The 23319-nt window shown below is 63.7% G+C and carries 20 protein-coding genes and 7 tRNA genes; 10 read left to right on the plus strand and 17 right to left on the minus strand.

All coding sequences use genetic code 11. From position 1 onward, the window contains the following. The first annotated feature begins 74 nt into the window (after nt 1-74). Nucleotides 75-857, plus strand: a complete 783-nt coding sequence (locus tag IPM80_14995) for an enoyl-ACP reductase (protein ID MBK8959692.1) — start codon at nt 75-77, stop codon at nt 855-857. Between the two features lie 21 nt (nt 858-878). Here IPM80_14995 and IPM80_15000 read toward each other — a convergent pair whose 3' ends face one another. From IPM80_15000 to IPM80_15040, 9 genes are all read right to left on the minus strand, one after another. Next, nucleotides 879-2786, minus strand: a complete 1908-nt coding sequence (locus tag IPM80_15000) for a SurA N-terminal domain-containing protein (GenBank protein MBK8959693.1) — start codon at nt 2784-2786, stop codon at nt 879-881. 92 nt (nt 2787-2878) lie between these two features. Then, nucleotides 2879-2955, minus strand: a tRNA-Asp gene (locus tag IPM80_15005). A 12-nt stretch (nt 2956-2967) separates the two neighbouring features. After that, nucleotides 2968-3043 (minus strand) — tRNA-Val (locus IPM80_15010). Nucleotides 3044-3068: 25 nt separating this feature from the next. Then, nucleotides 3069-3341 (minus strand): HU family DNA-binding protein, encoded by a 273-nt coding sequence (locus tag IPM80_15015; protein MBK8959694.1) that lies wholly within the window; start codon nt 3339-3341, stop codon nt 3069-3071. Nucleotides 3342-3522: 181 nt separating this feature from the next. Further along, nucleotides 3523-5934, minus strand: coding sequence for an endopeptidase La (lon, locus tag IPM80_15020; GenBank protein ID MBK8959695.1), 2412 nt, complete (start codon nt 5932-5934; stop codon nt 3523-3525). Nucleotides 5935-6102: 168 nt separating this feature from the next. Continuing rightward, on the minus strand, nt 6103-7380 hold the full coding sequence (gene clpX / locus IPM80_15025) for an ATP-dependent Clp protease ATP-binding subunit ClpX (protein ID MBK8959696.1): 1278 nt from the start codon (nt 7378-7380) through the stop codon (nt 6103-6105). A 7-nt stretch (nt 7381-7387) separates the two neighbouring features. Continuing rightward, a complete protein-coding gene (gene clpP / locus IPM80_15030) occupies nt 7388-8068 on the minus strand; it encodes an ATP-dependent Clp endopeptidase proteolytic subunit ClpP (protein MBK8959697.1) in 681 nt (226 codons plus the stop codon). After that, nucleotides 8068-9426 carry a trigger factor gene (locus IPM80_15035; protein ID MBK8959698.1) on the minus strand — a complete coding sequence of 453 codons (1359 nt, stop codon included), beginning with the start codon at nt 9424-9426 and terminating at the stop codon, nt 8068-8070. The genes clpP and IPM80_15035 overlap by 1 nt, the downstream gene beginning before the upstream one ends. A 58-nt stretch (nt 9427-9484) precedes the next feature. Beyond that, nucleotides 9485-9569 (minus strand) — tRNA-Leu (locus IPM80_15040). A gap of 265 nt (nt 9570-9834) precedes the next feature. On the opposite strand from IPM80_15040, the gene IPM80_15045 reads away from it, so the two are divergent. The 3 genes from IPM80_15045 to IPM80_15055 all read left to right on the plus strand — a co-directional run bounded on the left by IPM80_15045 (nt 9835) and on the right by IPM80_15055 (nt 12616). Continuing rightward, nucleotides 9835-10305, plus strand: a complete 471-nt coding sequence (locus IPM80_15045; protein ID MBK8959699.1) for a glutaredoxin family protein — start codon at nt 9835-9837, stop codon at nt 10303-10305. Nucleotides 10306-10327: 22 nt separating this feature from the next. After that, nucleotides 10328-10765: a nuclear transport factor 2 family protein gene (locus IPM80_15050; protein ID MBK8959700.1), complete on the plus strand. Its 438-nt coding sequence runs from the start codon at nt 10328-10330 to the stop codon at nt 10763-10765. A 138-nt stretch (nt 10766-10903) separates the two neighbouring features. Beyond that, the gene (locus IPM80_15055; GenBank protein ID MBK8959701.1) at nt 10904-12616 is read left to right on the plus strand and encodes an HDOD domain-containing protein; all 1713 of its coding nucleotides are present in this window, start codon (nt 10904-10906) and stop codon (nt 12614-12616) included. A 211-nt stretch (nt 12617-12827) separates the two neighbouring features. On the opposite strand, the gene IPM80_15060 is transcribed toward IPM80_15055, so the two are convergent. From IPM80_15060 to IPM80_15075, 4 genes are all read right to left on the minus strand, one after another. Beyond that, nucleotides 12828-12903: transfer RNA gene (locus tag IPM80_15060), tRNA-Lys, on the minus strand. 16 nt (nt 12904-12919) lie between these two features. Beyond that, nucleotides 12920-12995: transfer RNA gene (locus IPM80_15065), tRNA-His, on the minus strand. 100 nt (nt 12996-13095) lie between these two features. After that, a tRNA-Arg gene (locus IPM80_15070) sits at nt 13096-13172 on the minus strand. 74 nt (nt 13173-13246) lie between these two features. Then, a tRNA-Pro gene (locus IPM80_15075) sits at nt 13247-13323 on the minus strand. A 266-nt stretch (nt 13324-13589) separates the two neighbouring features. Between IPM80_15075 and IPM80_15080 the strand changes: the two genes are divergently transcribed. Beyond that, a complete protein-coding gene (locus IPM80_15080; GenBank protein ID MBK8959702.1) occupies nt 13590-14093 on the plus strand; it encodes a peptidyl-prolyl cis-trans isomerase in 504 nt (167 codons plus the stop codon). A gap of 21 nt (nt 14094-14114) precedes the next feature. Then, nucleotides 14115-14846: a UDP-2,3-diacylglucosamine diphosphatase gene (locus IPM80_15085; protein ID MBK8959703.1), complete on the plus strand. Its 732-nt coding sequence runs from the start codon at nt 14115-14117 to the stop codon at nt 14844-14846. 24 nt (nt 14847-14870) lie between these two features. Here the strand turns inward: IPM80_15085 and IPM80_15090 are convergent, their stop codons facing one another. Genes IPM80_15090 through egtD form a run of 3 tightly spaced genes read right to left on the minus strand, consistent with a single transcriptional unit; the run spans nt 14871 to nt 17289 of the window. After that, nucleotides 14871-15743: a hypothetical protein gene (locus IPM80_15090; protein MBK8959704.1), complete on the minus strand. Its 873-nt coding sequence runs from the start codon at nt 15741-15743 to the stop codon at nt 14871-14873. After that, on the minus strand, nt 15740-16291 hold the full coding sequence (gene ampD, locus IPM80_15095; protein MBK8959705.1) for a 1,6-anhydro-N-acetylmuramyl-L-alanine amidase AmpD: 552 nt from the start codon (nt 16289-16291) through the stop codon (nt 15740-15742). Before ampD ends, IPM80_15090 begins: the two co-directional genes overlap by 4 nt. A gap of 11 nt (nt 16292-16302) precedes the next feature. Continuing rightward, on the minus strand, nt 16303-17289 hold the full coding sequence (egtD, locus tag IPM80_15100; GenBank protein MBK8959706.1) for an L-histidine N(alpha)-methyltransferase: 987 nt from the start codon (nt 17287-17289) through the stop codon (nt 16303-16305). Between the two features lie 181 nt (nt 17290-17470). Between egtD and nadC the strand changes: the two genes are divergently transcribed. From nadC to IPM80_15120, 4 genes are all read left to right on the plus strand, one after another. Then, nucleotides 17471-18325, plus strand: a complete 855-nt coding sequence (gene nadC / locus IPM80_15105; protein ID MBK8959707.1) for a carboxylating nicotinate-nucleotide diphosphorylase — start codon at nt 17471-17473, stop codon at nt 18323-18325. A gap of 124 nt (nt 18326-18449) precedes the next feature. After that, nucleotides 18450-19316, plus strand: a complete 867-nt coding sequence (locus tag IPM80_15110) for a methylenetetrahydrofolate dehydrogenase (protein ID MBK8959708.1) — start codon at nt 18450-18452, stop codon at nt 19314-19316. A 31-nt stretch (nt 19317-19347) separates the two neighbouring features. Beyond that, on the plus strand, nt 19348-20280 hold the full coding sequence (locus IPM80_15115) for an SPOR domain-containing protein (GenBank protein MBK8959709.1): 933 nt from the start codon (nt 19348-19350) through the stop codon (nt 20278-20280). Nucleotides 20281-20334: 54 nt separating this feature from the next. Beyond that, nucleotides 20335-21072 (plus strand): hypothetical protein, encoded by a 738-nt coding sequence (locus tag IPM80_15120; protein MBK8959710.1) that lies wholly within the window; start codon nt 20335-20337, stop codon nt 21070-21072. Between the two features lie 112 nt (nt 21073-21184). On the opposite strand, the gene ppsA is transcribed toward IPM80_15120, so the two are convergent. Continuing rightward, on the minus strand, nt 21185-23319 hold a 2135-nt coding region (gene ppsA / locus IPM80_15125), incomplete at its 5' end, for a phosphoenolpyruvate synthase (GenBank protein MBK8959711.1).

The following is a 23319-nucleotide window of genomic DNA, read 5'->3' on the forward strand; positions in this document are numbered from 1 at the left end:
CTCGGTCCGGGCACTGTACACTTTGATGGCCCCAGGCGGGGCACACGATAATCAGTCAGCAAGGTAGTCAGACCATGGGAATTCTGCAAGGTAAACGCGCCCTCATCGTCGGTGTGGCAAGCAATAAGTCGATTGCTTGGGGTGTCGCCAAGGCCATGCATCGTGAAGGCGCCGAACTGGCCTTCACGTATCAGAACGATCGATTGAAGTCGCGCGTCGAAGACTTCGCCGCTGAACTCGGATCCGAGATTACCCTGCCCTGCGAAGTGCAGAGCGACGAGGAGATCCAGGCGGTATTCAATCACCTCGACGACTACTGGGACCATCTGGACATCCTCATCCATTCCGTGGCCTTCGCGCCGCGCGAGGAACTGCAGGGCGGTTACCTGGACAGCGTCACCCGCGAAGGATTTCGCGTTGCCCACGAGGTCAGTTCCTACAGCTTCGCCGCGCTTGGCAATGCCGCGCGCCCGCTGATGAAAGGCCGCCAGGGCGCGATGCTGACCTTGAGCTATCTCGGCGCGGTGCGCACCATGCCGAGCTACAACGTCATGGGCCTGGCCAAGGCCAGCCTCGAAGCCAACGTGCGCTACATGGCGGAGAGTCTCGGGCCGGAAGGGATTCGGGTGAACGCGGTGTCGGCCGGGCCGATACGCACCCTGGCGGCGTCCGGCATCAAGGATATGCGCAAGTTCCTGACCTACGTCGAGAACACCGCGCCGTTGCGGCGCAACGTCACCATCGACGAAGTCGGCAATGCCGCGGCGTTCTTGTGTTCGGATCTAGCTTCGGCCATCACCGGCGAGATCACCTACGTCGACTGCGGCTACAACATCATGGGCATGGGCGGCATGTGAGCCGCCCGGCGCGCGCAAAACTCAGAGATTTTTCGCGATGACCTTCACGTCGCTGGCCCCGCGTACGGCAGCGACGAACGAGGTCCAGGCCGCGCCCATACGCCCTTTCACGATTTCGCCCTGAATCGCCACGACATCGCCCCGCGCGATTTCACTCTCTTCCGGCACCACCACATTGGCGACGCGAATGATCGCGTAATCGGTGGTGCCGATGGGAATGCCTACATATTGGGGTTCGTTACCCGCGACCTCGGCACTGAAGGCTGCCCGCAGTACGGCACGATTGACGTCGCCCGACTCGCGGGTGACACCCTCCTCCTGCTCCCAACCGAAGCCACGACCTTTCACCAGTTCCGTGACGGTCTCGCCCTTGCGTAGCTTCTCGATCAATTCCTTGCCGAGCGCCTCGGTCAATTCGCGACGGTGCTGATTGCGCACAGCATCCTCGACCTCGGTCTTGACCGCTGCCAGCTCCGGAATGGCCGACGGCACGTGCTCGAGCACGCGCACCGCGATCACGCGGCTGTCTGGCAGTTCTATTGGCTCGCTGTTCATGCCCTCGTTGAGTACTTCGGCGGTGAAGATGGCATTGGCCGCCTTGTCCGAGAATTTCTTGGCGAATTCTTCCTTGCTCATGACCTCGGTCTTCTGGGTTGCGATGCCGAGGGTTTCGGCCGCGACGCCGAGGCTGTCGGAATGCTCGTAAACGAGGTTGGAGAACTGCTCAGCCTGCTCGAAAAACGCTTTCTGCGCCTCGCTGTTGCGATAGGCCATTTCGACCTCGGCCTTGACCTTGTCGAAAGGCTGCAGACCGCCGGCCTTGATGTCTTTCAACTTGATGATGTGCCAACCGAACTTGGTGCGCACCGGCGCACTGATTTCGCCCACCTTGAGCTTGAATGCCGCCTCTTCGAATTCCGGCGCCATTGCGCCACGCGCGAAGAATCCGGTTGAGCCGCCCTCGGCCTTGGAGCCGACATCGTCAGACAGTTCCTTGGCGAGCTTTTCAAAATCCTCGCCACCCTGTGCGCGTTTCAAGATGTCTTTGACCTTGCTCTCCGCCGCGCCCTCGTCTGCCGCATTCGCGTTCGCCGCAAGCTGCACGAGGATGTGATTCGCACTGCGTTCCTCCGCCAGGGTGTAGGCCGCCTGGTTGGCGTCGTAGTACTGGTGGAGTTTCTCGTCGTTGATTTCAACCTTGCTCGCCAAGGCTGCCGCGGAAATCTCCAGAAACTCGACGCTGGCCTTCTCTAGCGTGCGGTACTGTTCCTTGTGCGCTTCGAAGTAGGCGTTGACCTCGGCATCGGTCACCGTCACCTGCTTTTCGACTTCGGCCGCCGGGATCACCGCATAGCCGATGTCACGCTTCTGCTTGCGCAAGGCGGCAATACGCAGCGCTTCCTCGCGCGTGACGAACTCGGACGCCGCCACGCCGTTACGCAGCTGCGACTTCGCCATGTCGCTGCGCAACTGCTGTTCGAAGCCAAGCTGGGAAAAGCCCATGGCCGTGACGCGCTGTTCGTAGAGCGCACGGGAGAAGCCGCCCTTCTCGTCCTGGAACGCCGGAATCTCCAGGAGCTGCCGGGCCAGTTGCTGGTTGGTCACCCGCACGCGTGCGTCGTCAACCAGGCGCGACAGCACGCGGTCGTTGATGAGTTCGTCGAGCGCCTTGGTCTTGACCTCGGGCTTGTCCCAGTCCGCGGCATTGAAGGCGTCGCCCAGCATCGACTCGGCCTGACGCCGGAAACGCTGCAAGGCATTCTGGAATTCTTCTATTGGGATCTCGTTGCCATCCACCTTGGCGACGATCACGCGTTTGGCGGCATTGATATAGCTTTCAACGCCCCACAGGATGAAGGTCAGCGAGATCAAACCGACGATGACAGCGACGATTACCCCTTGGGTTCGATCACGTATCGTTTGCAGCATGCAGGGACCCTCTGCTCGGGAACGACTGGGGACGGGTCTACAAAAACAACGGGCGCACCATCTGGTGCGCCCGTTTACTATTCCATCGAATTTGGCGGAGTGGACGGGACTCGAACCCGCGACCCCCGGCGTGACAGGCCGGTATTCTAACCAACTGAACTACCACTCCGATGGCTAACTCTGGTGGGTGCTGAGGGGATCGAACCCACGACCTTCGCCTTGTAAGGGCGACGCTCTCCCAGCTGAGCTAAGCACCCAGGCAGTCGTGCTCTGGGAAGGGCGCTAGTTTACTGCATCCTTCAACGCTTTGCCAGGTTTGAAACCAGGAACTTTCGATGCCTTGATCTCAATCGTCGCACCGGTCTGCGGGTTGCGACCCGAGCGCGCCGCACGACTGCGAACGACGAAGGTACCAAAGCCCACCAGGCTGACTTGCTCGTCTTTCTTGAGTGCCGCGCAGATGTTGTCGAAGACCGCATCGACGGCGCGGGTTGCAGAAGCCTTGGTGATGTCTGCGGCTAGCGCGACGGCGTCGATAAGTTCTGCTTTGTTCATGGAGTTCGTTCCCCTTGGTCCCAGCGCGGTGAAAATGTCAGCTGCGGCAGATCGGCTGCGCGCTGAAGATTATTGTGGGTTGCGTGAGCGTGCCCGTGCGAATGCGCGGCCGTTATATCAAGCGCCCATCACGAGCGTCAAGCAAGCCGGTTCCGAGTGGAACCGGCCTGTGACGAGCGCCTCAGTGTCTTCTGAGCGCGTCGCTGTCCTCTTCGCTCGAAGACTTTTCCTTGGCGGGCGTGGCCGTTGCGGGCGCGTCCGTGACGCTCAAGGGCTCAGGCATGCGCTGCAGCGCGATCTGGAACACCTCGTCTATCCAACGCACCGGTTTGATCTCGAGTTCCTGCGCGATGTTGGCCGGGATCTCGGCGAGCTCACGCTCATTCTCCTTCGGAATGATCACTTGCTTGATACCACCACGCAGAGCGGCCAGAAGCTTTTCCTTCAGACCTCCGATGGGCAACACCTCACCACGCAGCGTGATCTCACCGGTCATCGCAACGCTGGCCTTGACCGGTATCGCGGTCAAGGCTGACACCATCGCGGTGCACATGCCGACACCCGCGCTCGGGCCGTCCTTGGGGGTCGCGCCTTCTGGCACATGGAAGTGCACGTCGTTGGTTGCGTAGAAATCGGGCTCGATACCGAGCGAACGAGCGCGACTGCGCACCACGGTCATGGCAGCCTTGATCGATTCCTGCATGACATCGCCGAGCCGGCCCGTGTAGATCTCCTTGCCTTTACCCGGCACTGTCACCGCTTCGATGGTCAACAGGTCGCCGCCGGTTTCAGTCCACGCAAGACCGGTGACCTGGCCCACGCGATCCTCGCCCTCGGCGAGACCGTAGCGGAATTTCTTCACGCCGAGAAACTTGTCGAGAATCTTGGGCGTCACGGCGACGGACTTGGTGGAAGGCTTTTGCAGTATGCCCTTCACGACTTTGCGGCAGATGGTCGCCATCTCGCGCTCGAGGTTGCGCACGCCGGCTTCCCGCGTATAGAAACGGATGACGTCGCGAATCGCCGCCTCCGAGACCTTGATTTCAGCAGGCTTGAGGCCGGCGTTTTCGATCTGCTTGGGCAGCAGGTATTTCTGCGCGATGCTGACCTTTTCGTCCTCCGTGTAACCCGAGATCCGGATCACTTCCATGCGATCGAGCAAGGGCGCGGGAATGTTCAAACTGTTGGCGGTGGTCACGAACATCACCTCGGACAGATCGTAGTCGACCTCGAGATAATGATCGTTGAAGGAATTGTTTTGCTCCGGATCGAGCACCTCGAGCAAGGCGGACGCCGGGTCACCACGGAAGTCCATCGCCATCTTGTCGACCTCGTCGAGCAGGAACAGCGGATTACGCGTGCCGACCTTGGCCATGTTCTGCAGGATCTTGCCGGGCAGCGAACCGACATAGGTGCGACGATGGCCACGGATCTCGGCCTCGTCGCGTACACCGCCCAGTGACATGCGTACGAACTTGCGATTGGTGGCACGGGCAATGGAGCGACCCAGCGAAGTCTTGCCGACGCCGGGTGGCCCGACCAGGCACAGTATCGGGCCCTTCATCTTGTTCACGCGCTGCTGGACGGCGAGATACTCGAGTATGCGTTCCTTCACCTTCTCCAGGCCGTAGTGATCCGACTCGAGGACTTCCTCGGCGCGATTTAAATCACGGCTGGTCTTGGAGCGCTTCTTCCACGGCACCGACACTATCCAGTCGATGTAGTTGCGCACCACCGTCGCTTCAGCGGACATCGGCGACATCATGCGCAGCTTCTTCAATTCGGCCTCGGCCTTTTCGCGGGCTTCCTTGGCCATGCCTGCGCGCGCGATCTTCTTGGCGAGTTCTTCGAACTCGTTGACGCCGTCTTCGCTCTGACCGAGCTCGTTCTGAATGGCCTTCATCTGCTCATTCAGGTAGTACTCGCGCTGGCTCTTCTCCATCTGCTTCTTGACGCGACCCCGCAGGCGCTTTTCAACCTGCAGGAGATCGATCTCCGATTCCATCAGATGGATCAGGTGCTCGAGGCGCTGGCGCAGCGGAATGATTTCCAGCACTTCCTGCTTGTCTTGGATCTTGATCGCCATGTGCGCGGCGATGGTGTCGGCAAGGCGCGACGGATCGTCAATGCTCGACAAGGAGGAAATGATCTCTGGCGGCACCTTCTTGTTGAGCTTTACGTACTGCTCGAACTGGGTCATGAGCGAGCGGCTGAGCACCTCTGCTTCGCGGCCACTGACTTCTTCCGCTTCGATCATCTCGCAGTTGGCGGCGTACAGATCGTCTGTTTCAATGAAGTCGACGATGCGCGCGCGCTGCACGCCCTCGACCAGCACCTTGATGGTGCCGTCGGGAAGCTTCAGCAGCTGCAGGATGTTCGAGACGGTGCCTACCGCGTGAATGTCGGCCGGCTGGGGGTTGTCATCGCCGGCGCTCTTCTGCGCGACCAGCAGGATCTGCTTGCCGTCTTCCATGGCGCGTTCCAGAGCCCGAATCGACTTTTCGCGGCCGACGAACAAGGGAATGACCATGTGCGGATAGACGACGACATCGCGCAGCGGCAGAACCGCCAGCACATTGTTGGAATCGGTCATGAGGGAAAGCTCCTGCGCATAACAGCCACGGCAGGGTCGCCGCGGCCAGGCACTGAAAATAAGGGAGCCGGGAGCGATGACGCCCCGTGCGGATGGGTCAGGTAAGCGTCGCAGAACACCCGACGAGCGCGCGAGTGCGCCCGGGTGGCAAGGGCGGAGGCGCCAGGATTAATCTGGAGCCGCCTTGGAAATTTCTGCGCTTTCGTAAATGACAAGCGGTTTGGACTCGCCTTTGATCGCGCCCTCGTCCACCACCACCTTGGTGGCGTTCTTGAGCGACGGAAGCTCATACATGGTGTCGAGCAGCGATTGTTCAAGGATCGAGCGCAAGCCACGTGCGCCGGTTTTGCGCTCGACGGCACGCTGGGCCACGGCCCGTAGTGCATCCTCGCGGAACTCCAGCACGCAAGACTCCATTTCGAAGAGTTTGCCGTACTGCTTGGTCAACGCGTTCTTGGGCTCGGTGAGGATCTGGATCAACTGCTCTTCGTCGAGTTCGTCCAGCACCGCGAGCACCGGCAAACGACCCACGAACTCAGGAATGAGGCCGTAGCGAATCAAGTCCTCGGGTTCGACCTGGTGCAGCAGTTCACCGGCGGTCTTCTTGTCGTCCTTGCTCTTGACCTCGGCCGAGAAGCCGATACCGCCCTTCTCGGAACGGTCGCGGATGATCTTGTCGAGACCGGCGAACGCGCCGCCGCAAATGAACAGGATGTTCGACGTATCGACCTGCAGGAATTCCTGCTGCGGATGCTTGCGTCCACCCTGCGGCGGCACGGAAGCCACGGTGCCTTCAATGAGCTTGAGCAACGCCTGCTGCACACCCTCGCCCGACACGTCGCGCGTAATCGAGGGGTTGTCCGACTTGCGGGAAATCTTGTCGATTTCGTCGATGTAGACAATGCCCGTCTGCGCCTTCTCGACGTCGTAGTCGCACTTTTGCAGCAGCTTCTGGATGATGTTTTCGACGTCCTCGCCCACGTAGCCGGCTTCGGTCAGCGTGGTCGCGTCGGCGATGGTGAACGGCACGTTGAGAAGACGCGCCAGCGTCTCCGCCAGCAGCGTCTTGCCGCTGCCGGTCGGGCCGACCAGCAACACGTTGCTCTTGGCCAGTTCAACGTCGTTCTGCTTGACGCGCGTTTCGAGGCGCTTGTAGTGGTTGTACACCGCAACCGCCAGGATCTTCTTGGCGTGCTGCTGACCAATCACGTACTCGTCGAGAATATTCTTGATTTCACGCGGGATCGGCAGCTTGCTGCCATGACCGCCCGGGCTCTTTTCCTGGATCTCTTCGCGGATGATGTCGTTGCACAGTTCAACGCATTCATCGCAGATGAACACCGACGGGCCGGCGATCAGTTTGCGAACTTCGTGTTGGCTCTTGCCGCAGAACGAGCAGTACAGCAGCCGGTCGCCGTCGCCCTTGGAGTTCTTGCCATCGCTCATTCAGGTACTACCTCGAAGATGGACCCTTGGCGTCCGCTTTGTCGCCGGCCACGGATTCCCGTTTGGCCAGCACGGCATCAATGATGCCATAAGTTGCCGCTTCGTCAGCGCTCATGAAACGGTCGCGATCCGTATCCGCGGCAATCTTTTCCAGCGGCTGGCCGGTGTGGAAAGCAAGGATATCGTTCAATCGGTCGCGCGCCTTGAGTATCTCGCGAGCGTGGATATCGAAATCCGAGGCCTGGCCCTGAAAGCCGCCAAGCGGTTGGTGAATCATGACGCGCGAATGCGGCAGGCAGTAGCGCTTGTTGGCGGCGCCGCCGGCGAGCAGCAGCGCGCCCATGCTGGCTGCCTGGCCGATGCACATGGTGCTGACGTCGGGCTTGATGAACTGCATGGTGTCGTAGATGGCGAGACCCGCGGACACCGAGCCACCCGGCGAATTGATATAGAGATGGATGTCCTTGTCGGGGTTCTCCGATTCGAGGAACAACAACTGCGCCACGATGACGTTGGCGACGTAATCCTCGACCGGTCCCACCAGGAAGATCACGCGCTCTTTCAGCAGGCGTGAGTAGATGTCGTACGCACGCTCGCCGCGAGCCGATTGCTCGACCACCATGGGCACGAGATTGAGCGCCCGCGGGCTGCTGGCCTGCATGCGAAAATCGGAATGTTCTATCGACATCAGGTACTTGCCTCGGTCGTGTTGTCAGTCTGCACCGGATTCATCAAAGCGTCAAACGAGACTGCCTGCTCGCTCAGCTGCGCGCGGCCGGCGATCCAGTTGACGGCTTCGTCCTCCAGACACATGCCTTCGATCTGCTGCAACTGCTGCGGATTCTCGTAATACCACTTGACCACCGCGGCCGGATCTTCGTAACTCGCGGCCATGCCTTCAATGGTCTGGTGGACCTTGGCCGGATCGGCCTTCAGCTGCGCCTGCTTGACGATTTCGGCCATCACCAGTCCAAGCTTGACCCGCTTATGCGCCTGGGCCTGGACCGAGTTCTCAAATTCCGCAATGGCGTTGCTGGGATTCAGGCCACGCATCGCCATCTCGCGCGCGACCTGCTGGCGCAGGCGTTGCGCCTCGGACTGCACTAGGGCGCTCGGCAATTCGAAATCGTTCGCGATGGCGAGCTTGTCCATCACCTCGGACGTGAACTGTTGGCGCAGGGCGCGCTCGCGCTCCTTCTCCATGTTCTGACGGACCTCGGCGCGGAACGCTTCCACTCCACCTTCCTTGACACCAAACTTCTGCATGAATTCATCGGTCAGCTCAGGCAGCAGGGCTTCGGACACCTTGTTGACCGTTATTTCGAAACGCACCGGCTTGCCTGCCAGCTCGGTGTTGCGGTACTCGTCGGGGAAGCGCAGATCGAGCACCACCTTTTCACCGGCGGTCTTGCCGGTCAGGCCGGCTTCGAAGCCTTCAATCATCATGCCGCTGCCGAGGTTGATGGTGAAGTTCTCGCCCTTGCCGCCTTCGAAGGGCACGCCGTCGATGGTGCCAAGGAAGTCGATGGACAGCTGGTCGCCGTCGGCCGAGGCGCGCTCCACCGCCAGCCATTCCTTGTTCTGTTCGCGCAGCCTCTCGATCATGGCGTCGACGTCGGCGTCACCGATTTCGCAGGTGCGGCGGACCACCGCGAGGTTTTCGAGCGGCGCGAGCTCAAACTGAGGAAACACTTCGAAGACAGCGGTATAGCGCAGGCCGTTGCCGACAGCGCTCTCGACCTTGTCGATGACCGGCTGGCCGGCGGGCCGCAGGTCTTCCTTGTTCATCGCTTCGCCGAAGCTGCTCTGGAGGATTTCGCCCACCACTTCGTCGCGCACGCGTGAACCAAATTGCTGGCGGACGACCTTGGCCGGGGCTTTACCCTGCCGGAAGCCGGGGATACGAGCGTTCTTCGAGAGCTTGTCGAGCCGCGTCTGCACCTCGGTGGCGATGCGGTCTTCGGGGATCTCGACGGTCAAACGGCGCTCGAGCGTGGTCGATTTTTCTACAGATGTGTGCATTTGAAGCAAACTGCCGATAAGCATGCCGATACCGCGAGCGCGCCCATGCGCACCGACGGCGTTAAACACTGCGTTGCAAAATTGGTGCGAAAGGAGAGACTCGAACTCTCACGGGTTGCCCCACTGGCACCTAAAACCAGCGCGTCTACCGATTCCGCCACTTTCGCCCTTCCTGGTACATCGGTCGCGGCGACGGTCACGACTGGGAAGTCCATTGCGGCCATTGCCGCCATTCTGCTACGGGGAAGCGGGCCACGCAGACCCAGCCGGAAGCGGCGGCGATCGCTGTGCGTCGGTATTATAGGAGCAGGCATGGCGACTTGATAGCCCTGGAAAGGACCACCGGACGAACCCGGCTGCTATACTTCGCCGGCCTCCGGCCGCGGACGAAATTTCATTACTTAGAGGGAGATACGCAAGATGAAAAACTTCATGTCCGGGTGCGCCCTGCTACTCTCACTGGTAGCCTTGCCGGCCCTCGCGGCGGTCACAGTGGTGGAATGCGTCGACGCCGACGGCACCAGTTCCTTTCGTGACAAATGCCCCCCGGGCACCACCAAGACCGGCGACAAGAAGCTGACCGGCGTGACGCCCAACAAGGCCAAGACCGCCGCCGAGGTGGCCGCCACCAACCCCGTTTTCCTCTATACCGTACCGAACTGCGATGCTTGCGACCTGGTCAGGAACGCCCTGAGCACGCGCGGCATACCGGTCACTGAAAAGAACGTCGAAGACAACAGCGCCAACCAGGACGAACTGAAGGCCAAGGCCGGCAGCCTGACGGTTCCCTCGGTGATCGTGGGCGCCACGGTGCTGTCGGGTTACAACCGTTCGGCGCTCGACAACGCCTTGACCCAGGCCGGATACCCGCTGCCGGCGGCGGCCGGCGTGCAGAAACGCTGAGTTCCGGGTCGGCGCCGCGCCCGTGTTCGAGCGCTCCGAAGATGCCGAAGAGGCCTTCTACGCCGCCTTCAGCGCCGCCCGGCTCGACGACATGATGCGCGTGTGGGCTGATGACGGCGACGCGGTGTGCATCCATCCGGGCGGACCGCGCCTGACAGGGCTCGCCGAGATCCGCCACAGCTGGGGCCTGATATTCACCGACAGCCTGCCGCGCTCCTTCAGCCTGCGTGGACGCGTGATAATGGGCGACGAGCAGCAGCGCATCCACCTCCTAAAAGAAAACATTCGCGTGCCCGGCACCACCTTCGTCGCCCCGCCGGTGCTCGCCACCAACGTCTACCGCCGCTCGGCCGCTGGCTGGCGCATGGTGCTGCACCATGCCAGCGTGGCACCGCACAACCTGCGCCTCGAAGACGCCGCGTCAGCGGTCGCGGTCTCCTCCAAACCGCGCTTACATTGATCCCGGCGCTCACCGCGGCCTAAAGGATTACCCCGCCCCGGCCGCTGCTGGCCAGACCAGTCAGCGGCGGAAGACCCTGTGCCGACAGCTCGCAAACAAGTGCTACCGGAAAGCATTGGACGCTACGCGATCGAGCGCGTGCTCGGCAAAGGTGGCGAAGGCGTGGTGCTGCTTGCGCGCGACAACGATCTCGACCGACTGGTCGCCATCAAGCTGTTGAAACCCAGCGCCACCGACAACGAAGGCGTGCTGGCGGGTGAGGCGCGCATCGTCAGCCGCCTGCAGCATCCGAACATCGTCACCCTGCACGACATCGGCACCTATCACCGCATGAGCTACCTGGTGTTCGAGTACATCGACGGTGAGTCGCTGCGCGCCAGGATCGACCGCGGCGGCGCGCTGCCCGTCGGCGAGGCAGTGGTGATGATGAGCCAGATCCTGGCCGGAGTTGCCTACCTGCACGAAAACGACGTCGTGCACCGTGACCTGAGTCCGGGCAACATCCTGCTGACCCGCGACAACGTTCCCAAGGTCACCGATTTCGGCTTGTCGGTGCTGCGCCAGGCCCAGCCTCACGACGAAGTTACCGGCACGCTGCGCTACATGGCGCCCGAACCGTTTGCCCATCTGCCTGGCGGCTCGCACTCCGACGTCTACACGCTGGCCAGCATCTTCTTTGAAATGCTGACCGGCAGACGCCGTTTCGATCAGCCGTCGCCTGGCTCCATCATCGAAGCCATCCTCAGCGAGCCGGCCATCGACGGTGACGCCTTGGGCATGGTCGTCGACGCCAAGATTCTCGAGGTGCTGAAGGAAGCTTCGGCGCGCGACCCGGTAATGCGTTTCCGCCATGCGCGCGCCATGAAGAACGCGCTGGATCAATACCGCCTGCCGCGCACCGGCCACGACAATACGGAGCACGCCGAGCACGGCACGGTCGATTTCCTCATGCGTCGCATGAGCGTCAAGCGTGGTTTTTCGGCGCTCTCACAGCACATCAATGAACTGCTGGAGATCACCGCCGACGACTCCACCGCGCCGGCCAGCCGGCTGGTCAACATCATCGCCAAGGACATCACCCTCACCCAGCGGGTGCTGACCATGGCCAATTCGGCGTTCTACGGCAAAACCGAAATCACGGCGCTGGCCCGCGCCGTTTCGATGCTCGGCGTGGAACAGGTGCGCATGTGCGTGACCAGTGCCCTGCTCGAAAACGAATTCGAACTCGGCTCACCCGAATTGCGCGAAGCCCTGCTGCAATCATTTCACGGCGCGGTGCTCGCGCGTGGTCTGGCGGGCGAGTTCAAGGTCGCCAATCGCGCGGATGCCTTCACCTGCGGACTGTTCAATCAACTCGGGCGGACGCTCACCGTCCATTACTTCCCCGAGGAGTTCAGCGCCATCGTGCAGCGCGCGGAGCGTCTGCATAGTGACGAATTGACCGAATCGCGAGCGGTGCTGGGCGTCGCCTACCATGAACTCGGCGCGGGCATCGGTACGCGCTGGAAATTGTCGGACGCGATCATTGCCGGCATGCGTCCCCTGTCGCGAGGCAAGCTGGCGCCGGCCACGAGCGACAGCGAGCGCCTGCAGCTGTGCGCGGCCTTCGCCAACGCTATCAGCCGCCTGCTGGCTACCCAGGAAACGCCCGATGATTTCATCGCCGCGCTGACCGACTTGCTCGAGCGCGCGGCCCAGGTCGTCAGCATCAGCGTCGAGCAGCTCCACATCCACCTGGACGAAGCGGCGCAGCTCACGCGCCAATATGCCCGCCTGCTCAAGCTGGGCGCCGATGCCAGTGCGGGCTGCGCACGCCTGCTGGACAGTGTGCCGGTCGCCGGGGCTGCTTGAATGGCGACGCACGACCAGCGCCCGGTGAGGCCTGAAGACTATCGCGTCGTGAGACTCGGCGTCGGGGACGGTGCCGACACGCGGGCGTCGAATCAGGCAGCGCGCGGCGCCGTCATTCGTGTTCGTGTGGGGAATTCAATGTCGACCACTACCGTGAAAACCGGCGGCGTGGCGAAAGGCTGAGCAGCCGCTCTGCGGGGGTAAGAAAAAATGGTGGGCCGTGTAGGAATCGAACCTACAACCTACTAATTAAGAGTCAGCTGCTCTACCAATTGAGCTAACGGCCCGAGAAAAACGCTTAAATGGGGTGGACGATGGGGATCGAACCCACGACCACAGAAGCCACAATCCTGTGCTCTACCAACTGAGCTACGTCCACCATTGAAGCACTAAGCAGAAAAGACGCCGCACACACCTTTACCGGTGTCGACCTGCCCGTGCAGATCGCTTCGCCCTTTCGGCTTGCCACTCATATGTTATGGCGCGCCTGGCAGGATTCGAACCTGCTACCCTCGGCTTAGAAGGCCGATGCTCTATCCGAATGAGCTACAGGCGCATGGGAAGCCCTGAGCACAATCATCCAGTCCGACCTTGCACACCCGTGGGCGCATCCGCTGCCCCAGGTCGACATGGTCGGGGCAGAGGGATTTGAACCCCCGACCCCCTGCTCCCAAAGCAGGTGCGCTACCAGACTGCGCTATGCCCCGGCGTCGTAAAGCCATGCCTGCCCGACGGGAGCGGGGATGATACGCACGCCTCCCCACCGGGTCAATGCGCGGGGCGCCAATTCGTCGCCCGCAAAGGGCTGCGATGCACGCCACTGATCATTCCTGCGGCGCGCCGGCGCGTGCTTGCGTGCTCGCCATGCTCCCGGCACCATGGCGCCCTGCACGCTAGCGCGCGCGACGCCATTGCCCACGCGGCACGGCACACCCACAGCCACCCATGACCGCGCCCAGCGCCGGAGACCCGCATGCCAGTTGTCAAACTCACCACCAACATGGGCGACATCACGCTCGAACTCGATGCCGTCGCGGCACCGGAAACCACCCGCAACTTCCTCGCCTATGTCGAAAGCGGTCATTACGCAGGCACGATCTTCCACCGCGTCATCAACGGTTTCATGATCCAGGGCGGTGGCTTCGACCGTGACATGAAACAGAAGTCGACACTCGCGCCGATCAAGAACGAAGCCAATAACGGCCTGCGCAACGACAACGGCACCATCGCCATGGCGCGCACCTCCGATCCTCATTCGGCGTCTTCGCAGTTCTTCATCAACGTCAAGGACAATGACTTCCTCAACCACTCGAGCCCGACGCCGAGCGGCTGGGGCTATTGCGTGTTCGGGCGCGTGACCGACGGCATGGACACCGTCAATGCCATCAAGGGCGTCAAGACCGGCTCGCACGGCCCGCATGGCGACGTGCCGGCGGAAACGGTCGAGATCCTGAGCGCCGAGGTCGTCAGCGCCTGACATTCGGCATCGCGCCTGGCGATGACGACGCTGTTCGTTTCCGATCTGCATCTCGCCAGCGCGCGACCGGCGCAACTCGCGCTGTTTCTCGAGTTCATCGACCGTGTCGCACGGCAGCGCGCGCGGGCGCTGTACATCCTGGGCGACCTGTTCGAGGTGTGGCTCGGGGACGATGACGACACCGCGCCCAATCGAGAAGTCGTCGCCGCGCTGGCCAGCCTGGGCGCGGCTGGCGTCGAACTTCACGTCGGCCACGGTAACCGCGACTTTCTATACGGCCCACGTTTCATTGCCGCCACCGGCGCCAGGCTGCTCCGCGACTACGCCGTGATCGACCTGTACGGCACGCCCACCCTGCTCACTCACGGCGACCTGCTGTGCACGCGCGACGTCAAGTATCAACTCTTCCGTCGCGTGGTGCGTCACCCTCTGACGCGTCGCGCCTTCCTGTCGACGCCGCTGGCCTGGCGTCAACGCATCGCCCATCGCACGCGCAGCGGCACCGTGGCCTCCATGCGCCGCAAGGACGACGCCATCATGGACGTAGAAGAGTCGACGGTCGCGGCGGTGATGGCGCAGTACGGGCTGGAACTCCTGATCCACGGTCACACCCACCGGCCGGCATTTCACGAATACGCGGATGGGCGGCGCCGCATCGTGCTCGGCGACTGGTATGAACAGGACGCGGTTCTGGTCTGCGACGAGGACGGTCAGCGCGCGCTGCGCGTCAGCGACTATCTTGACCGGCGCTGAGCGACGGCGCGGCGGCGCCGCTCTTCAACTCACCGCGATCACGGCCAGCAGCACCATCCACACGTTGAGCGCACGGCGCACCAGCGCGCGCATCTGGTGCAGGCGCGCAAGATGCGCATCGTCGCCGCTGCCTTCGCGCACGCGACCATCGTCGGTCGCCGCCAGCGCCGATCGCGCCACCAGCGCGGCGCTCGCGCCCCAGCGGAACATGCCGGCCGCCGGCGCCGCTTCCAGCACCGGCACCAGCGTACCGGCGATGCCGAGACTCAAGGCCGTGATGCGCGCCGGCACGAAGGCCAGGGCTTCGTGCAAGAAGGCGAGGGGCGCTGCCATGCTGGAGTCGACCTGCGGCGCACGCTCGAGACTGGCCGCCAGCCGATAGGCCACCACGCCGGCGGGCCCGCCGACGAAAAACCAGAACAGCGGCGCAAACCACGCACGCTCCGCCGCCAGCGCCACGGCCGCGAGCTCCGCACGGCACGCATCGAACTCCGCGTCACCCGTGGCCGGCCCGAAATCGATGCCCGCGGTGGTGGTGGTGAAGGCCGGCGTCGTGGCGGCGCGCTCCTCGGCGTCCAACAGCAGCGACCGTCGATACTCTTCGAGTTCGCGATTGAGATCGGTCGGCCCGAGCATCCACACCAGCAGGCCAAGGCTGGCCAGAATGAATAGCAGGTGCGAAACGCCCATCAGCCAGTCGCCCACCAGCTGTACGGCCATGACCGGTAATCCAATCAGCAGCAGCGCACCCAGCCAGCCGCGGTACCAGCGCAGATCGGCGCATAGCGCGGCAAGTCGCGCCGCCCACGCGCCACTCCAATGCGGCGAGCGCAGGCTCACCACGCCGGCGAGCGTGAATTCGATGATGATGGCCGCGAGGGCCACGAGGAAGTTCATCGCGACAGTCCGCCGCGCAATCGCGCCCAATCGAAATATGGACCGGGATCGGTCTTGCGCGCCGGTGCGACGTCGCTGTGTCCGACCAGTCGCTCGCGATTGAGCGCGGGCAACAGCTCGTAGAGGGACTCGATCAAGGCCTCGAGGCGCGCATACTGCGCGTCCTCGAAAGGCCGTTCATCGCAGCCTTCGAGTTCCACGCCGACCGAGAAATCGTTACAGCGGCTGCGCCCCTCCCAACACGACACGCCGGCATGCCAGGCGCGCGCGAAGACATCGACGAACTGCGTCAGCGCGCCGTCGCGCGTGATGAAGAAATGCGCCGATACGCGCAGGCCTTCCAGGCCCGCGAAGTAGTCATGGGCGCGATCGTCGAGAGTGTTGGTGAAGAGCTGTTCGACATGCGGCCCACCGAATTCGCCGGGCGGCAGGCTGATGGCATGCACCACCACCAGATCGATCGCCATGCCAACCGGTCGCGCGTCGCAGTTCGGCGATGCCACCCAGCGCGCGTCGCGCAACCAACCGCGGTGCAGGCCGTCGCTCATCACCGCGCTGCTCACGTCGGCCGGGCGAGGACCAGCGAAAACGCCGGCGCGCGCGACTCGTAGTGCTGCTCGATGGCGAAGCCGGCATCGCGCACCATTGCCTCCAGCGACGCGCGGGTGAACTTGCGGCTGATCTCGGTGCGGATGGAGTCGCCTTCGACGAGTTCCAGCAGCGCGTCGTTGATGGCGAACTTCACGCGCTGCGCGCGCATCGCCACCAGGTGCATTTCGATCTGCGACTCGACCGGATTGAACAATGCGTAATGGGCGTAGCGTTCGACATCGAAGTCGGCGCCGAGCTCGCGATTGATGACCCGCAGCACGTTGCGGTTGAATTCGGCCGTCACGCCGGCGCAGTCGTTGTAGGCCGCATGCAGCATGTCAGGGCGCTTGACGCGATCGGCGCCGAGCAGCAGCCGATCGTCCGGCCCCATGAACGCGCGCAGTTCCGTAAGGAAGGCATGGCTTTCGGCAGCGGTGAAATTGCCGATGGTGCCGCCGAGGAAGGCCACCAGGTTGCGCTCGCTGCGGCGCGGCAGGTGATCGAGACCGGCGCCGTAGTCACCGCTCAGGGCGTGTACCTTCAACCACGGAAACTCGTGCATCAGCCGTGCGCCGGCAAGCAGCAGCACCTCGTCGCACACATCGAACGGAGCGTAACTGGCATGGCAGTCATGCTTCGCGCAGGCCTTCAGCAGGTGATGGGTCTTGCGCGACATGCCGCTGCCCAGTTCGATGATGGTGGCCGGCCGCGCACGCGCGATGATGTCGTCCGATACTTCCGCCAGCAGGGCACTCTCGGTGCGCGTCGGGTAGTATTCGGGCAGGTTGCAGATCTGATCGAACAGCTGCGAACCGCGCTCGTCGTAGAAATACTTGGCCGGCAATTGACGCGGCGTGGTGAACAGCCCGCGCGCGACGTCATCCCACAGACTGGGCACGGCGCGCGTAGCGGCCACGGCTTCGCATACGATGGGCAGTCGAATTGCGGTGTTCACGGTGGATCCTTGTAAGATACCCGCCAGTCGACGCGCCGGCGATGGCCATCCACTCTACGCGGCGGATGGGCCTTAAGGTTAGCACCCGACGTCACAATATTCACCGCCACCGGGCGCCGTGGCCGCGCCAGGTTGGCGCGCACCGATGGCCAGCAAACCCGTATTTGGATCAGCCCACATCATGTCCAGCGCCCTGCCCGCACTCGAGCTTCCCAACGATATCGACGACACCGTGCGTCTCGCCTTGCGCGAGGACGTGGGCAGCGGCGATGTCACCGCGACCTTGATTCCCGCATCGCGCATGTGCACTGCGCGCGTGGTGTGCCGCGAAGCGGCGGTGCTGGCGGGCGCGCCCTGGTTCGACAGCGTGTTCCGCCATATCGATGCGGCAGTGACCGTCGATTGGCTGTTCACCGAAGGCGCCACGCTCGCGCCGGATGACGTGGTGTGTCGTCTGCGCGGACCGGCGCGCGCCATTGTCACCGGCGAGCGCAGTGCGCTCAATTTCCTGCAGACACTGTCGGCCACCGCCACCGTCACGCGCCGCCATGTCACGGCGCTGGGCGCCAGCCGCACCCGCATTCTCGATACCCGCAAGACCCTGCCCGGCCTGCGCAACGCACAGAAATACGCGGTGCGCGCCGGCGGCGGCGTGAATCATCGCATGGGCCTGTTCGATGCCATCCTCATCAAGGAGAACCATATCGCCGCGGCGGGCTCGATCACGGCGGCGGTGCGCGCCTTGCGCGCCTCGCACCCGGCGCTGCGTATCGAGGTTGAAGTCGAGAACATGCAGGAACTCGACGAAGCCTTGGCCAGCGGCGTGGAAATGATCATGCTCGACAACTTCACGCTCGATGCCATGCGCGCCGCCACCGCGCACGTTGCCGGTCGCGCCCTCATCGAAATTTCCGGCGGCGTGGAACTGGATGCGCTGGCGGCGCTCGGCACGGTCGGCGCGGACTTCATCTCGGTCGGCGCCTTGACCAAGAACGTGCGCGCCATCGACTTCTCCATGCGCATCGAAGACGCCTGACGGACCGAGGTTCGACGCGACGCGGCATGCGTCGGCGTATGGCTGACACCAGGCCCGAGCGGCTTGCCGCGCACCGCCGCGCGCGCTACGTTGCCGCCAGCCATCGGTCCACGCGGAGCGCGCCATGAAAAAAATCCTGTTTCAGCTCGACACCGATCCGATACCCAACACTTTCGACACCGTGGTCGCCTACGACGGCGGCGCGGACCACGTGTCATGCCGCGGCAACATCAAGCCGAGCACGGTCGGCACCATGGTCGACGGCGCGGTCTTCACGCGTCCGCCGCGACACAAGAAGAACACCGCGTTGTTTGTCACCGGCAGCAACATGGGTGAAGGCGAGGCGGTGCTGGCGTCCATCCGCAACCATTTCTTCGGCGACTTCCGTGTCTCGGTGATGCTCGACTCCAACGGCAGCAACAGCACCGCCGCGGCAGCCGTCGCCTACATCGGCCAGCACATGAAGTTGGCCGGCAAACGCGCGGTGGTATTGGCCGGCACCGGTCCTGTCGGTCAGCGCGCGGCGGTGATGCTGGCCCAGGAAGGCGCCGATGTCGTGCTCACCTCGCGACGTGTCGACCGCGCCGCCACCGCCTGCGAGGCCATGCGTCGCCGCTTCGGCGTGGCTTTGCAACCGGCCGCCGCCGGCGAACCGGAATCCCTGCGCGAAGCGCTGCGCGGCGCCAACATCCTGCTCGCGACCGGCGCGGCCGGCGTGCAACTGCTGCCGGAGCACATGTGGAAAGACCTGCCCGAGCTCGAGATCCTGATCGACGCCAACGCCACGCCGCCGCTCGGCATCCAGGGTATCGACCTCATGGATCGCGCCACGCCCAAGCACGGCAAGCTGTGTTACGGCGCCATCGGCTTCGGCGGCTTCAAGCTGGAGGTGCATCGCGCCTGCATCGCGAAGCTGTTCGAAAGCAACGACCAGGTGCTCGACGCGCCGGAGATCTATGCCCTGGCCAAAGCCATGATGGCATCGCGCTGAGCTCGAGCGCGCGTCGAGCCCTCTCCCAGGCATGACCCATCGTTCCCTGCCATGGCTGATGGCACTGTTGGTTTTGAGCCTGCCGCCAGGCGCCGAGCCGCTCGCGCAGTTGCTACCCGGCGAGGCGGCGACAGCGGATTCCGGCGACGCGCAGGCGATCTTCGAGCTCGGCGTGCTGGCTTATCGTGACGGCGATGTCGGCACGGCGCAGCGCTATTGGCGGCGCGCCGCCGCCAGGGGTCACCTCGACGCGCATTACAATCTCGGCCTCACGCTGCTGTGGGCCAAGGCCGACGATGCCGCCATCGACGCCGAGTTCGCAGCGGCCGCGCGTGGTCGCCATGTGCTGGCCTGCTATGCGCTCGGCACGCGACTTGCCGCCCGCGATGAAGCGGCCGCGCGCGCCTGGCTGGAATGCGCGGCGAGCCAGGGCTACGCACCGGCGCAATACAATCTCGCCACGCTGTACGCACGCGCGCCGCGCGAGGCCGGCGCTCTCGACACCGCGCGCCGCTGGTATGCGGCAGCCGCCTCCCACTTCGCACCGGCGGCCGACGCCCTCGCCGCCCTGCCCCAGGCGCCCGCCGCAGCCACTCCCCCGGCAACCTCGTCGACCTTGAAGCTGCGCGGCAACGACTGGGTCATGGCCCAACCCGCCAACGCCTACACCGTGCAGATTGCGAGCGGCGGCAGCGCTGCCGTCCTCGAAGCCATGCTCGCGCGCGAAATCGCGAGCGGCGACGCCGCCTGTGTGCACGAACACCCGCGCGCGCGCCAGGCCTACAGCGCCATCGTCGGCAGTTTCGTCGACCGCGCCAGCGCCGAAAGCGCGCGCGCCGCGCTGCCCGCGTCGCTGCGCGCCAACAGTCCCTGGGTGCGTCGCATGGGCTCATTACAGCAGGCGCTGCGCGACGCCGATAAGCACACCACCGATCTCGACGATGCGCACGCCGAATCGAACTGAGTTACCATCGCCCGGTCCGCACCCGTCCACCCACAACGAGCTTCCGCCACTTCGATGAGCCAGTTCGAGGAACTTCTTATCGCGCCCAGCGAAGCCTTGCTGAAAACGCTGTACAAGTCGGCGACCGGCCAGCCGGAGCGTCCCGGCGGCGGCGTGGCGCGCACGCGCCAGGTGGCCAAGAGTCTCGGCCTCACCTACCCGCAATTGATCTGCGCGCTGGGCTTCAATGCGCGCATCCAGGACCTGTCGGACGTACTCGCCGTACTCGGCTTCGAGAGCTATGACGCACTCGCCCACGAGCGCAACCTCGCTTTCACCAGCGACATCTACCAGCAGCTCGGCATCAAGGACCTGCTTGCCATCTACCTGCATGTGCCACGCTCACGCCCCTTGCTGGAAGTGATACAGCACCTGCTGAACAAGCGCCTGCAGACCATCGAGGATCGCATCGAGGCGACCGTCAACTCGGTGATCATTGAACGCTACAAGAAGGAGATGCGCGCCATCTACAACGACGGCGTGGCCCAGATCGATTTCGCCGAGGAGCGCCTGGCACGTCCCTACAACGGCTTCCGCGCGCTGCTCGGGGAGGTGTCGATGATCGTCGAGAGCCGGCTGATCCCGGTCGGCGACATTTTCTTTCGCGACAACATCCTGCCGGAAGAAAAACGTCGGCTCATGATACGGGGACTGATCCCGCGCTCACTGGTCGAATCGCGCCTGGCCGATCACAACCTGAGCGCCCAGGAACGCACGGTGCTGGAGGATCAGCTCAAGCTGCTGGGCGCCTGAGCACCCCGTCGCGTTTTTCGAATGTCAGGTGCGAATTCTGACTCACAGGCACGGCGCCCCTTTCATGTGCGGAATTCGCACCTTCAAGTCGGTGACAACCCACCCAATCCCCTCAACGCTTGGCCAGATCCAGCCAGGTGCTCACCACCGTATCGGGATTGAGCGACATGCTCTCGATGCCCTGGTCGAGCAGCCACTCGGCGAGGTCTTCGTGGTCCGACGGGCCCTGGCCGCAGATGCCGATGTACTTGTCGGCCTTGCGGCAGGCGTCGATGGCGCGCTTCATGAGCGCCTTGACCGCGTCGTTGCGCTCGTCGAAACGATCCGCCACCAGGCCCGAGTCGCGATCGAGGCCCAGGGTCAACTGGGTCAGATCGTTCGAGCCGATGGAGAAACCGTCGAAGTGCACCAGGAACTCGTCGGCAAGCAGCGCGTTCGACGGCAGTTCACACATCATGATCACGCGCAGCCCATGCAGGCCGCGCTTCAAACCATTGGCCGCCAGCAGTTCCACCACCGACGCCGCTTCGCTGACCGTGCGCACGAAGGGCACCATCACTTCGACGTTGGTCAAGCCCATCTGCTCGCGCACGTAGCGCAGCGCTTCGCATTCCATTTCGAAGCAGGGCTTGAAGGAGTCGGCCACGTAACGCGACGCGCCACGGAAACCCAGCATGGGGTTTTCCTCGTGCGGTTCGTAGCGCTGACCGCCGATCAGGTTGGCATACTCGTTCGACTTGAAATCCGACAGGCGCACGATCACCGGCTGCGGCGCGAACGCGGCGCCGATGGTGGCGATGCCTTCGATCAGGCGCGAGATGAAATATTCGCGCGGGCTCGGATAGGCCGCGATCAGCGGCGCGATGGTGTTCTTGAGATCGGCCGGCAGGGTGTCGAATTCGAGCAGCGCGCGCGGATGGATGCCGATCATGCGGTTGATGATGAACTCGAGCCGCGCCAGGCCTACGCCGCGATGCGGCAGGCTGGCAAAGGCGAACGCACGGTCGGGATTGCCGACGTTCATCATGATCTTGACCTTGAGATCGGGCATCGCGTTGAGCGAGATCTCTTCGCGCGTGAATTCCAGCGCGCCGCGATAGACGAAGCCGGTGTCGCCGCCGGCGCAGGACACCGTCACCATTTCACCGTCGCTGACGGTCTCGGTGGCGTCGCCGCAGCCGACGATGGCCGGCACACCGAGTTCGCGCGCAACGATGGCGGCGTGGCAGGTGCGCCCGCCGCGGTTGGTGACGATGGCGGCAGCGCGCTTCATGACCGGTTCCCAGTCCGGATCGGTCATGTCGGTGATGAGCACGTCGCCGGGCTGCAAGCTGTCCATCTGTTCGACGCTGGCGATGACACGCGCGCGACCGGCGCCGATCTTCTGGCCGATGGAGCGGCCTTCGGCCAGCACCTCGCCCTCTTGTTTCAGATCGAAGCGTTCGATGACCTGGCCGTTGCGACTCTGCACGGTCTCGGGACGCGCCTGCACGATGTAGAGCTGGCCGTCGTTGCCGTCGCGCGCCCATTCGATGTCCATCGGCCGCCCGTAATGGGCCTCGATGGACATCGCGATCCGCGCCAACTGTTCGACTTCGTCGTCGCTGATGGAAAAGCGCTTGCGCCGCGCTTCGGCCACTTCCTCGGTCAACACGCTGTGGCCCTTGTGGCTGCCGGGCGGCGCGTACACCATCTGCAGCTGCTTGCTGCCGAGATTGCGCCGCAGGATGCCGCGCTTGCCGGCCGCCAGCGACGGCTTGTAGACATAGAATTCGTCGGGGTTGACCGCGCCCTGCACCACCATTTCACCGAGACCATAGCTCGAGGTGATGAACACCACGTCGCGAAAGCCCGACTCGGTGTCGAGCGTGAACATCACGCCGCTGGCGCCGATGTCACTGCGCACCATGCGCTGGATGCCGGCCGACAAGGCCACCGCGTGATGATCGTAGCCCTGGTGCACGCGGTAGGAGATGGCGCGGTCGTTGAAGAGCGATGCGAACACTTCGCGGATCTTGTGCGTGACGGCGTCGAGACCGACGACGTTGAGGAAGGTTTCCTGCTGGCCGGCAAAGGACGCCTCCGGCAGATCCTCGGCGGTCGCCGACGAGCGCACCGCCACCGAGAACTGGCCGCCGGCGCCGGCGGTCATGTCGGCATAGGCCGCCTCGATGGCGCTCTGCAGCTTGGCCGGCAGCGGCGTGTCGACTATCCAGCCACGAATTTCGCGGCCGGCCTTGGTCAGCG

This window comes from Pseudomonadota bacterium, assembly GCA_016719885.1.
In the GTDB taxonomy this organism is placed as follows: domain Bacteria; phylum Pseudomonadota; class Gammaproteobacteria.